General features: G+C 68.9%; 7 protein-coding genes and 1 pseudogene. 3 read left to right on the top strand and 5 right to left on the bottom strand.

All coding sequences use genetic code 11. From position 1 onward, the window contains the following. Positions 1–60 precede the first annotated feature (60 nt). Positions 61–1,701 (bottom strand): ShlB/FhaC/HecB family hemolysin secretion/activation protein, encoded by a 1,641-nt coding sequence (locus tag CEK68_RS01830; RefSeq protein ID WP_193314076.1) that lies wholly within the window; start codon positions 1,699–1,701, stop codon positions 61–63. 343 nt (positions 1,702–2,044) lie between these two features. On the opposite strand from CEK68_RS01830, the gene CEK68_RS01825 reads away from it, so the two are divergent. From CEK68_RS01825 to pyrF, 3 genes are all read left to right on the top strand, one after another. Further along, the gene (locus CEK68_RS01825; RefSeq protein WP_152238354.1) at positions 2,045–2,653 is read left to right on the top strand and encodes a hypothetical protein; all 609 of its coding nucleotides are present in this window, start codon (positions 2,045–2,047) and stop codon (positions 2,651–2,653) included. A gap of 95 nt (positions 2,654–2,748) precedes the next feature. Further along, positions 2,749–3,663, top strand: a complete 915-nt coding sequence (locus CEK68_RS01820; protein ID WP_152238353.1) for a 5'-nucleotidase, lipoprotein e(P4) family — start codon at positions 2,749–2,751, stop codon at positions 3,661–3,663. After that, a complete protein-coding gene (gene pyrF, locus CEK68_RS01815) occupies positions 3,660–4,394 on the top strand; it encodes an orotidine-5'-phosphate decarboxylase (protein WP_152238352.1) in 735 nt (244 codons plus the stop codon). Before CEK68_RS01820 ends, pyrF begins: the two co-directional genes overlap by 4 nt. A 178-nt stretch (positions 4,395–4,572) precedes the next feature. On the opposite strand, the gene CEK68_RS01810 is transcribed toward pyrF, so the two are convergent. The 4 genes and pseudogenes from CEK68_RS01810 to CEK68_RS01795 form a co-directional block, all read right to left on the bottom strand. After that, on the bottom strand, positions 4,573–6,090 hold the full coding sequence (locus CEK68_RS01810) for a tryptophan halogenase family protein (RefSeq protein ID WP_152238351.1): 1,518 nt from the start codon (positions 6,088–6,090) through the stop codon (positions 4,573–4,575). Between the two features lie 118 nt (positions 6,091–6,208). After that, positions 6,209–9,241: a TonB-dependent receptor gene (locus CEK68_RS01805; RefSeq protein ID WP_152238350.1), complete on the bottom strand. Its 3,033-nt coding sequence runs from the start codon at positions 9,239–9,241 to the stop codon at positions 6,209–6,211. A 90-nt stretch (positions 9,242–9,331) separates the two neighbouring features. After that, entirely contained in the window at positions 9,332–10,393 is a 1,062-nt protein-coding gene (locus tag CEK68_RS01800) for a LacI family DNA-binding transcriptional regulator (RefSeq protein ID WP_106405170.1), read from the bottom strand. Further along, positions 10,390–12,186: pseudogene (locus tag CEK68_RS01795) on the bottom strand (hypothetical protein); the annotation flags it as partial. The pseudogene CEK68_RS01795 and the gene CEK68_RS01800, both read right to left, overlap by 4 nt.

Genomic DNA, 12,186 nt, shown 5'->3' with positions numbered 1-12,186 from the left:
GTGCCGCGCACCGCGGCAAAACCCATCGCGTTGCCTGCCGCCGGCCGGCGGCAGGCCGTGTCAGAACTGGTAGATCAGGCGCACGCCGTAGGCCGGCTGCGCGCTGTGGAAGTCGCGCGGCGCGTGCAGGTCCCAGCCGGCGAAGCCATCCCAGCTGAGCCCGCCGCGCGCGCCACGCACGCCGACGAAGCCGCCGACCAGGCTGCGCCCGGCTTGCGCGGCGGCGCTGGGTCCGGCGATGCGACCGGCATCCACGCCCAGGTACGGGGTGATGCCCAGGCGCTGCACCGGCAGGTTGAGGCTGTTGCGCCAGTACGCGCCGCGTTCGGCGCCGAGGGTGCGTTCGCCGTCGAAGCCGCGCACGCTGTAGCGCCCACCCAGGGTGATGAATTCCGAACCCAGCAGCAGGTGCGGGGAGGTCTGCGCATGCAGGCTGCTGTCCCAGCTCATCGCCACCGGGCCCAGCGCGAACGGCAGACCGGCGCTGACATCCAGGGTGGTGACGCCGTAGCGGTAGCCGGGGAAGCCCACCGCCGGGTCGTAGCCGGTCCATTGCCCGTCGAACCACGGGGTACCGCGGCGGTGCCCAAGGCGTGTGTCCAGCTGCAGCTTGCCCAGGTAGTGGCGATGGCTGAGGTAGAGCTCGGCGCTGGTGGTGTGGCGGCGCTGGATGCCGATCTCTACGCCGTCCAGGTAGCTGCGTGCCGCGCGCTTGGCCACCACCATGCCCAGCGTGGTCTTGCTGGTGCCGGTGCGGTGGATCACCCGCTGCAGATCCAGTTGCGCGCTGTCGGAGCTGCCGCTGGACTGGAAACTCTGGCGGAAGCCGTCCACCTGCTGGTGGTAGCGATACGACGACAGCGACAGGGAGAACGTCCACCAGCCCCACGGCACGCTGTAGGACAGGCTGTTGCCGCGGGTGCCGCGCGCGGCGCCATCGTCGACCAGGTCGTGGTTGTAGCCGATCGAGAGCAGGTCGTTGATGCCCAGCGGCGCATCCAGGGCGAAATCGACACCGCCCTGGTAGCGGCCGGTCGCCTGCACGCCGGAGTCGTCGGCGTTGAGCACCGCGCGCCAGCGCTTGCTGCGCTGCACGGTGATCAGCAGGTCCGACTCGCCGGGCTGCTCGCCCGGGGCGATGTCGATCTTGGCGTCCTGCGACGGCACCCGCTTGAACTGCTCCACGCCCTGCTCGATCGCGCGCAGGTCGAGCACGTCGCCCGGCCGCAGCGGCAGCGCGCCGCGCCAGAACACGCGGCCATCGGCCGACTGCACCCGCACCTGGCGCAGGCGCCCGGGCAGCAGTTCGAAGCGCAACTCACCGCGGGACAGGTCCTGCGCCGGCACGCCGAGGCGAGTGGTGACGAAGCCGCGCGCGACCAGTTGGTCCAGCGCGCGGCGGCGGATCAGGTCGATGCCGGCCGTGCCGATGCAGCGGCCCTCGTAACGACGCAGCGACTGCCACAGCCAGGAAAAGCGCGCCGCGTCGGGACCGGCGCCGCTGAGGCGGACGCGCTGGATCGGGAAGCACAGCGCTTCGGTCGGCAAGGCGATGCTGCGCATGTCCGCCGGCGCTTCGGTCTCGCGCGGGCCCACGAACGGCGCCTGCCGGTCCTGCTCCTGCTGGCGCTGGACCTGCTCGGCCTGGCGCAGCTGTTCCTGGCGGTCGAGCGTGCTCGGCGGTTCCTGCGCCTGCGCCATGGGCACGCTGGCGAACAGGCACGCAGCCAGCACAATGCGAGAAGCTCCTTTTCTCCGGCGATCCACTGCGACGTCCCCTGTGACGCTTCCCGCGTTTGCCTGCGGTGCAGGCGCGATTGCGCCGCATCGCACCAGGCGCCGCGTCGCACGGTTTTCCATACTTGGAAGTGTGGTGGAAACCACAGTGCGGCGGCATCGGGAGGCTCCCGACACGCTGTCGGTAAATCCCCTGCAAAACAGGCGTTTGCGAGAATTTCATCACCCTCGCAAAGGACCCACGTCACAACTGGCGCGCGATCCACGGCGGCTGCCACACTCTTGGCTCACACCTCGAAGGCCTCGCATGCTGCCGCTCCTCCTCCTGCTGACCCTGGCCTCGCCCGCTGCGCCCGCTGCCTACAGCGCCGCAACGCCGACGGACTGCGGCGCGGCATCGGCCGCGCTGGCCGAGACCGAGGTCTGCGATCCACGCCGCGGCGTCCTGCATCTGGCCTATCGCGCCGGCCGCATCGTGCTGCAGGTGCCGGGGCGCGCACCGACCGTGCTGGAAACCATCCCTCGCGCCTATGCACCGGAGCGGGTCGGCGCCGAACGCGCCATCCGGCTGCTGCCGACCCGGTTGCAGCCGTATCTGGCGCGCGATCGCCTGCTGTACCTGTCGGTGCGCCGGTCTTCGCCCGGGGATGGACACGGCTACTGCGGCGCCGGTGCGGAGATGGCGCTGACCGTGGTCGACCTGCACGGGGCGCCTTCGATCCTGGCGCGGATACCGGTGTCCAGTTGCCTGGACAACATCGACCTGGACGCACTCCACCTCGAGGACCTGACGCCCTACGCCGTGCGCGACGGCCGCCTGCGCATCCGCTTCAGCGCCTATGCCGGCCACGACGATGCCGACCCCATCGAGGCGGTGCTCGCCCCGGACCTGCACGGACTGACGTTCGCGCCCTGAGCGCGGCAGCCCGCCTGCGCCAACGCGCGCTGCGCCGCGCCTGTCATCGCAACCGGCTAAAATCCGCGGTTCATTTGCCCAGGTTTCCACACCCGATGACGCCGATCGCCCGCACCGCACTGGCCTGCGCCGTGCTCGCCCTGTCCGCCTGCAAGCCGCAGGCGCAGGTCGCCGACCCCGCCGCCAAGCCGGCCGCCCCTGCAGCTGCCGCCACGCCCGCAGCTGCCACGCCGGGCGCCGCCGACGACAACCTCAACGCAGTGCTGTGGATGCAGCGCTCGGCCGAGTACCAGGCCCTGGCCGAGCAGACCTATCGCGCCGCCGCCGATCGCCTGGATGCGGCGCTCAAGGAGCCGAACTGGGACGCGCTGGTGCCGGAGGAGCGCGGCAACGCCGCCACGGGGTTGAAGCCGGCGGTGGTGATGGACGTGGACGAGACGGTGCTGGACAACTCGCCCTACCAGGCGCGGCTGATCCGCAACGGCAAGGAATACGACGAGGTCACCTGGGACCAGTGGGTCGCCGAGAAGAAGGCCAAGCCGATTCCCGGCGTGGTCGATTTCGCCAAGGCCGCCACCGCCAAGGGCGTCACCGTGCTGTACGTGACCAACCGCGCCGTGCACCTGACCGACGCGACCCTGGCCAACCTGCGCAGCGCCGGCCTGCCGGTGGCCGACAACAGCGTGCTGCTGGGCCTGGGCACGGTGGTCAAGGATTGCGAGCAGAACGGCTCGGAGAAGAACTGCCGGCGCAAGCTGGTCGGCCAGCAGTACCGCGTGCTGATGCAGTTCGGCGACCAGCTCGGCGACTTCGCGCAGGTGGTAGCCAACACCCCGGAGGGCCGCGCGCAGTTGCTGCAGCAGTACCACGACTGGTTCGGCGAGCGCTGGTGGATGCTGCCCAACCCCAGCTACGGGTCCTGGGAGCCGGCACTGTTCAACAACGACTTCACCCAGTCGCGCGCCGCCCGCCACCAGGCCAAGGTGCAGGCGCTGGAGCTGGCGCAGTGAGCCGCGCGCCGCTGGCGCTGGCGCCGCACGAGCGCCTGATCTTCGCCCTCGACGTGCCTGGGCGCAGCGAGGCGCTGGAGTGGATCGAGCGGCTCGGCGATGCGGTGGCGTTCTACAAGATCGGCATGGAACTGCTCGCCTCCGGCGAATACTTCGACGTGCTGGATACGCTGGCCGGGCGCGGCAAGCGGGTGTTCGTGGACCTGAAGTTCTTCGACATCCCGGCCACGGTGGGCGGGGTGATCCGGCGGCTGTCGCAGTGGCCGGTGGACTACTGCACCATCCACGGCTGGCACCCGCCGATGATGCAGGCCGCGGCCGAGGCCAACGGCAGCGACATGCGCCTGCTGGCGGTGACCGTGCTGACCTCGATGGGCCGCGCCGACCTGGCATCGATGGGCATCGACCGCGCGCCTGAGGACGTGGTGGTGGAGCGCGCACTGGCCGCGCAGGCGGCCGGCATCGACGGCGTGATCGCCTCCGGCCAGGAAGCGGCACCGATCCGCCGCGCCACCGGCGCCGGCTTCTCCATCGTCTGCCCCGGCATCCGCCCGGGCGGCCCGGTCGGCGACGACCAGCAGCGCACCGTCGGCGTGGCCCAGGCCTTCGCCGACGGCGCCGATGCGATCGTGGTCGGCCGGCCGATCCGCCAGGCGGCCGATCCGCGCGCTGCCGCCGAGGCGATCCAGCGGGAGATCGCGCTGACGTTGGCCGGCGGCGCTGTCAGTTGATTTAAAATCAATGGCTTAGAAAGCAATTTCTAAAGCATTGCTTTAGCTTCGGCGTGCCGGTAGCATGCCCAGCGTCCGGCGTTGCCGGAGATGTGCCATACCGTTCTCCGGCTTCGGTCGGATTTGAAGAGGCCCGCGCCTGGTGCGCGTGGCCTCTTTTTTTGTGCCCGCGTCGCGCTCAGGCGGGCCGGGCCGCGCAGTAGCGGTCGATGAAGGCCTGGTGCGGCGGCATCGCGTCGGCGCAATGGCCGATGGTCTGCTCGACGCTGGCCATGAAGCGCTCCAGGTCGGCCTGCGGCACCTGTTCCACCAGCGGATGGTAGGCGCGCGGCAGGATGCCCTGCCCCACCATCACCTGCACCCAGCTGATCTCGGCGAACATCTCGTCGCCGTTGCGGTAGAAGCGGCCGCTGTCGCGGAACAGCGCCAGCGTCTCCTCCAGTTCCGGGGTGATCGGCATGCTGCGGCAGTGCCGCCAGAACGCGCTGTCGTCGCGCTCGGTGGCGTGGTAGTGCAACAGCAGGAAGTCGCGGATGCGGTCGAACTCGAAGGCGATGCGCTCGTTGTAGCGCCGCACCAGCACCGGGCTGATGCCCTCGCGCGGGAACAACTCCAGCAGCTTGGAGATGCCGGACTGGACCAGGTGGATGCTGGTCGATTCCAGCGGCTCCATGAAGCCGCTGGCCAGGCCCAGCGCGATCACGTTGCGGTTCCACACCTGCTTGCGTCGGCCGGTGACGAAGCGCAGCGGGCGGGGGTCGGCCAGGGCCGGGCCGTCGAGGTTGGCCAGCAGCGTGGCCGCGGCCTCGTCGTCGCTGATGTGCGCACTGCAGTACACGTAGCCGTTGCCGGTGCGGTGCTGCAGCGGGATACGCCACTGCCAGCCGGCCGCGCGCGCGGTGGCGCGGGTGTACGGCGTGGGCGGGCCGACCTTGGCGCAAGGCACCGCCAGCGCACGGTCGCACGGCAGCCAGTGGCTGAAATCGTGGTAGCCGGTGTGCAGCGCCTGCTCGATCAGCAGGCCGCGGAAGCCGGAGCAATCGATGAACAGGTCGCCGGCGATCGCCTCGCCCGATGCAAGCCGCACCGAAAGCACGTCGCCCGATTCCGGATGCAGCTGCACCTCCTCGACGATGCCCTCGCGCCGGCTCACCCCACGCTGTTCGGCGTAGCGGCGCAGGAAGCCCGCGTACAACGCCGCATCGAAATGGTAGGCGTAGGCGATGTTGGCCAGCGGCGAGTTCGGCGGCACATCCGTGGCCGAGGTCATGAACCGGTCGCGCTTGGCGGCGACGGTGTTGAGCGTATAGGCGCCCAGCGGCCTGGCCTTGCAGGCCAGCGCCTGCTTGAACCAGTACTGCTGGAACGGCAGCAGCCCGAGCGGATGCCCGATCTCGGTGCCGAAGCCGTGCACGTACGACGTGCCGGGGCGCTGCCAGTCGGCGAACTCGATGCCGAGCTTGAAGCTGCCCTGGGTGTGGCGCACGAACTCGGCCTCGTTGATGCCGAGCAGATTGTTGAAGGCCTTGATGTGCGGCACGGTGGCCTCGCCGACGCCGACGATGCCGATCTGCTCGGACTCGATCAAGGTGATGCGGTAGTCGGGGCCCAGCACACGCGCCAGCGCGGCAGCGGCCATCCAGCCGGCGGTGCCGCCGCCGACGATGACCAGGTTGCGGAGAGGGGCGGCGATCATGCGTGCAGGGTCCTGTACCGGAAAAAGAGGCGACCGCAAACTCGGACGGGGCCACGCGGCCCCGTCCGTTGAAACCCCACGCGCGCCGGTCGGGCACGCGCGTGGGCCATGCGGTGGATCAGAACTTGGCGCCGATCTCGAAGGTCACCGTCCGCGGCACGTACATGATGTCGCCGGTCTTGTTGATGCTGATGTTGGGATCGTACCGGCCGTTGCTGCCGAAGTCGTTGTAGACGTACGTGTTGTAGTTCTTGAAGTTGAAGGCGTTGAGCAGATTCACGCGCGCCGACAGCTTGAAGTCCTTGTACACGGTGAAGTCCTTCGACGCCTGGAAGTCGACCGTACGGTAGCCCCAGATCTTGCCGCCGACCAGGAACTTGCCATTGCCCGGCGGAATCGCAGCGACCTGCTGGCAGGTCGCGCCGTCCGCATCCGTGTGGCCATAGCAGGCGATGGTGTTGATCGGCTCCGGCGTCGCCAGCACCACCTTGGCACCGAAGGTCATGCCCCACGGACCGTCGATCGAACCAGACGCGACGAAGCGGTGGCCCGCGACGGCGTCGGACTTCACGAACGGATAGTCGTGGATGGTGGCCTTGTCGAAGGCGAAGGGCTCGTCGATGTTGCGGTTCTGACGCGCGTTGGTATGCGTGTAGGACAGGGTCAGGCCCCAGCCCGATTCCTTGGTATAGGGCTTCTCCGCCGACAGCAGCACCTGGGTGGTCCGCTGTTCCAACCCATTCATGCCGATGATGGTGTTCTTGTAGCCCGGCACCGGCTGACCCCACGGCGCGCTACCGGTCGCATCGAAGTAGGAACCGTCCGGATAGCGGTTGATCAGCGACATAGCGAAACCGTCGTAGCTCAGGTTGCGCTGCACGGTCACGTCGGTCAGCCAATCGCCGACCTGGTTGCTGATGCCGATGCTGTACTGGTCGCTGTACGGGGTCTTCAGGTGGTTGTTGAACATGAACAACTCGCCGCTGCCGCTGACGCCGGAAATGGCATTGAGGTTATCCATGCCGTTAAGGTACTTCGTATCCCATGGCACGCACACGCGGCCGCTGCGATAGCACTGCCTGGTGGCGGGGTTCTGGAAGAACACCGCGACCGGCGACAGCGCCGCCTTGCTGGTTTCGTATGCCATCTGCTCGAACAGATTGCGGTCGTAGGACCGCCCGGCACCACCATGCAGCACGGCGGACTGGTCACCGAAGAAGTCGTAGGAGAAGCCCAGGCGCGGCTGCCAGGCATCCTTGAAGTTCTTGCGGTTGTGGCCGTTGCTGATGTAGTCGGCGGCATTGACGCCGCTCGGCAGCAGGCGATCGGCCCAGGGATGGCCTGGGTTCGCCGGATCGTCGGCGTACAGCGCCTGCACGAAGGCGGCCGAGGTGACGAAATCGGTATAGGCCGGGTTGTCCTCGTAGTCCCAGCGCATGCCGATGTTCAGCATCAGCTTGTCGTTGACCGCCCAATCGTCTTGCAGGTACACACCATACTGCTTGGCCTTGGTCGTAACCACTGCACTCTGGCCGGGGGTGGCGTACGGCGAGTAGAAGTCCACGCGATAGGGCGTGGAGGCCACACCGTTGGCATCGACCGAGTAGCTGAACTGCGGATTCAAGGAGGCGGCATCCTGCGCCGTCAGCTCGATGTCCTTGAAGTTCACGCCCATCTTGATGGTGTGGTCGCCATGCCACTGGAAGCTGGTGAAGGTCAGGTCGTTCTGCAGCGACCAGCCCTTCTGCTGACGCTTCTGCACGCTGGCGCCGCCCGAAGGGCCAGTGGACAGGAAGTTGTACTCGCCGATGTTGGGATCGGTGTAATCCAGGTAGTTGTAGATGACGCCATTGCCGATCGACATCGGCAGCGGATCGTTACGCCCGTCCTCGCGGCTGACGATCAACTCGTTGTACCAGGCATCGGCGCTATGCGCCCAGCGCAGCGCCACACGCTTGTCCTTGTTGATCTTGTCAAGGCCGTGATCGGTCGCGTTCTGCCCACCGACGTTGTCGGTCTGGGTCTCGTCGCGGACCTGCGCGCTCAGTTCGAAACGGTCGCGATCGGTCGGCTCGAAGTCGATCTTGCCGAAGTACAGGTCTTCGGTGAACGGCAGGTTGGCTGCGCCATACTGGCTGGACAGATTGGACGGCAGGAAGCCCACATAGCGGGCCGCCTTGGCATCCGGATAGATCGTGCGCGGCACGACGTTGTCCTTGCCTTCGTACGCGAAGAAGAAGTGCATGCGGTCCTGCAGGATTGGGCCACCGATCGCGAAGCCGTATTCCTTGGTCTGCGAGTCCACCTTCTTGCCGGTCGCTTCCTCGGCCGGGCTCTTGTCGCGCAGATCCTGGTCGGTGTAGCGGTAGAACACCTCGCCGTGGAACTCGTTGGTACCAGACTTGGTAGCGGCGGTGACCGCCGCGCCGCTCACCTGGCCGAACTCGGCCTTGTAGTTGGAGGTGATGACCTTGTACTCGCCGATCGCCAGCTGCGGGAACGGGTTGCCCTGGCTGTCGTTCTGGCCGGCGATACCGCCCTTGGCCACGTAGCTCTTCTGGCTGACGCCGTCGATGTACAGATTGCCGGCACTGCTGTTGGAGGCGCCACCGCGCAGCGTGGTGTGACCCTGCGAATCGATCTGGAACACCATGCCCGGCACGGTGTCGGCGAACTCCAGGAAGTTGCGGGTGGCCTGCGGCAGCTGCTCGATCTGGTGCAGCGACACCACGTTGCCCACTTCCGAGGTCTTGACGTCCTTCAGTAACGGCGCGCTGACGGTGATGGTGTCCAGGGTCGTGGCGTTGCCGCCGGCAGCCGGGGTGGCGGCGTCCAGATCGACGGTGGACGAGGACGCGACCTGCAGGGTCACCGTCTTGGTAACGCCATTGGCCTCGACCTTGTAGGTGCCCGGCGGCAGGCCGACCACGGTGTAGCTACCGTTGGCGGCGATCGGCGCGCGGCGCACCGAGCCGGTGGCGATGTTGGTGACGGTGACCTCGGTACCGGCCTGGGCGGCGGCAACCTGACCACGCAGCGTGGCGTTGCTGGACTGGGCCATCGCCGGCATGGTGGCGAACAGGCAGGTGGCCAGCGCGCAGCACAGCAGGCTGCGTGCGGGCAGGTTGGAGGCGGAACGCGATTTCTTCATGACTAAAGCCCTCCCAGGGCGGTCAACGGGATCATTGTTGTGTTCTTCTAGGTGGTGCAAAAAACGACATCGGTGCTGCATGCGTCGGTGTCAGTCCATGGCGGTCCCTCGCTGGGCACTGGAGGCACGAACGATGAGTTGCGGGGCGATCGCATTGGCCGCTGCCGCCGACGCCACCGGAGCGGCATGCGGCTCCAGCGCACCGAGCAGCAGTTGCATGGCGCGGGCGCCGAAGCCGGCGATGTCCACGCGCATGGTCGTCAGGGCCGGATGCACGTAGCGTGCCATCGGCACGTCGTCGAAGCCGGCCAGGGCGATGTCCTCGGGCACGCGCAGCCCGGCATGGGTGAAAGCGAACAGGCAGCCCAGCGCCATCATGTCGTTGGCGGCGAACACCACGTCCGGGCGCTGGCCCTGCAGCAGGGCTTCGCCGGCGCGGTAGCCGGAGGCCTCGTCGAAGGCGCCGGGCAGCACCAGCGGTGCCACCTGCGGGCAGCGCGCGCGCAATTCGTCGCGGTAGCCGCGCAGGCGTTCGCGCGCATCGAAGTTGTCGTCCGGCCCGGCGATGAAGGCGATGCGGCGATGGCCCACGTCCAGCAGGTGGCGGGTCATCGCACGCGCGCCGCCGTAGTTGTCCACGTTGAGCACCTGCGCCTCGCCGATGCGCTCGGCGCAGTTCATCAGCACCGCCGGCAGCGCGCCGGGCAGCATGTCGGCCGGGTCCTCGGCATCGCTGGCCAGGGACGGCGACATGATCAGCAGTCCGTCGACGCGCCCGGGCATGCGCCGCACCGCCAGCCGCTGCTGCTCCGGCTCGCCGTGGTAGCTGGACACCAGCAGGTGTAGGCCGCGCTCGCGCGCCACCGTGTCGATGCCGCGGATCAGTTCGGAGAAGAACTCGCCGTGCAGGTCCGGCAGCACCACGCCGATGGTGTGGGTGCGGCGGCTGCTCAGGCTGCGCGCGGCGTGGTGCGGCACATAGTGCAGGGTGCGCGCGGCTTCCAGCACGCGCGCGCGCACCGACTCGGCCACGTGCTGATGGCCGTTCATGGTGCGCGATACGGTGGCCACCGAGACGTTGGCCAGGCGCGCCACATCCTTGATGGTGATGTTGGCGCGCGCATCCGGCGCCGGGACGGGGGGCGGACTCACCAGCGTGCCTCCAGGGTCCGGAACGGCTTGGACAGGGTCACGCCGCCTGCGTCGTAGTGGTCGATTCGGCGGCCGTCCACGCGCACCTGGGTCGGCCGCGTGCGCGTCGGCCAGACCACGCGCACGGCGGTGCCGGCGCGCAGGCCGCTGTCGAGTTCGACGCGCAGCCGCCCTTCGCGCTGGCGCGCACGCAGGCCGAGCGTGCCGTAGGCGGTGGGCAGGCGCTGCACGGCCAGGCCATCGTCGGCGAGCCAGGCTGGCGGCACGCCGGGCAGCAGCACCAGCGCATCGTCGCCCTCGTGCATGAGCATGCCGAACAGGGCGCGCGCGTACTCGGCGCCGATCCAGGTATGCGGCATGTCGCCCAGGTAGCGCGGGAAGCGCAGCCGCGACTGCACCACCTCGGCCAGCACCTGCCATTCGAACGGGCGGCGGTCGCGCAGCAGGTCCTGCAGCAGTTCGTCGGCCACCTGCGGCTGGTCCAGATGCACGTAGGTCAGCACGTTGCGCATCTCGTACGGGGTGTAGGCCCACAGCGCATTGGGTTGCTTGCGCTGGCGCACGTCTTCCAGATAGCGCGCGAAGGTGGTGCGCAGCGCCGCCTCCGGCAGCAGGTCCTGCTGGCCGGTGGGATCCAGCGCGATCGAGACGCTGGTCGGATCGCCGTCGCCGAGGTCCGCCGCAGCGGGAATGTAGTCCGCGCCCTTCCACGCCATGGTGGCGCGGATGGAAGCGGCCAGCGAGCTGCGCAGCGCCGCGTACTGTTCGCGCGCCCAGGCGGCGGTGGCGGCATCGCCCAGCGACTCGGCCAGCCAGGCGCCGTCGTGCCAGCCCTTCAGCGCCCAGTAGTCGTCCCAGTAGCTGTGGGTGGGGCTGGAATAGCCTTCGTGGCTGATCGACGGGGCGAGGATGCCGCGGAAGCGTTCCGGCGCCGGCTGCTCGGCCATGTAGCCGGGCACCAGGGTGCGCTCGCGCAGTTCCCGCAGGTACTGCATCGCCAGCTTCACCTTCGGCAGGTAGGCGCGCACGCTTTCCGGGCCGCCGTCCAGCCGCGCGACGTCGGCGACCAGGGTGATGTACTCGCCCTGGCTGTCGTACTCCAGGTCCGAGCCGAAGCCATCGTTGACGCTGCCGTCGTCGTTGAGGATCGGCGAGACCAGCCCGTTCGGGTGCACCGCGTGGTCGCTGTACCACTGCAGGTAGTCGCGCGCGACCTGCGCCTGGCCCATGCGCAGCAGGATCGCCGAGGTGGCCATGCCGTCGCGGATGAAGGAGCGGTTGTAGTTGCGCGGCCCCGGCTGCATCGCCGGGCCGGTCTGGTTGATCAGCATGTACGCGGCCTGCGCGCGCAGCATGTCCACCAGGCTGGCGTCGGGCAGGCGCAGGCCGATGTTGCCCAGGCGCTGCTGCCAGTCCGCGGAGACCTGCTCGGCCAGCGCGTCGAAGCTGCGGCCCGCGTCGCCGCGGCCGGCGGCGAGCAGCGCGTCGCGGTCCAGCGGCGGCGCTGGCGGCAGGCGGCCCTGGGCGTCGGCGCTGGCGGTGCCCAGCGGGAACGCCAGCACCACGTCCTGTTGCGCACCCGGCGCCAGGCGCACCGTGTAGTTCAGCATCGCCGCGGCCAGGCCGTCGGGGTCGCGGGCCTGGTGCTGCGCCGGCAGCGTGCCGGCGACGACGTGGCGGGTGATCTCGGTGGCGCCGTTCGTGCCGAACGCCTCGGCGCCACCGCCGCTGGGCGCGCTCAGCGAGGTCAGCAGCGCACGGCCGTTGACCCGCACGACGTCGCCGTCGACGGC

Source organism: Xanthomonas sp. LMG 12461 (genome assembly GCF_009192935.1).
Taxonomy (GTDB): domain Bacteria; phylum Pseudomonadota; class Gammaproteobacteria; order Xanthomonadales; family Xanthomonadaceae; genus Xanthomonas_A; species Xanthomonas_A sontii.
The sequence above is the reverse complement of the archived record's forward strand: the minus strand, read 5'-3'. Positions and strand labels throughout refer to the sequence as shown.

Coding starts and splice junctions, on each gene's coding strand:
- CEK68_RS01830 (WP_193314076.1), bottom strand. CDS start 1,701: ATGGCGCAGGCGCAGGAACCGCCGAGCACGCTCGACCGCCAGGAACAG.
- CEK68_RS01825 (WP_152238354.1), top strand. CDS start 2,045: ATGCTGCCGCTCCTCCTCCTGCTGACCCTGGCCTCGCCCGCTGCGCCC.
- CEK68_RS01820 (WP_152238353.1), top strand. CDS start 2,749: ATGACGCCGATCGCCCGCACCGCACTGGCCTGCGCCGTGCTCGCCCTG.
- CEK68_RS01810 (WP_152238351.1), bottom strand. CDS start 6,090: ATGATCGCCGCCCCTCTCCGCAACCTGGTCATCGTCGGCGGCGGCACC.
- CEK68_RS01805 (WP_152238350.1), bottom strand. CDS start 9,241: ATGAAGAAATCGCGTTCCGCCTCCAACCTGCCCGCACGCAGCCTGCTG.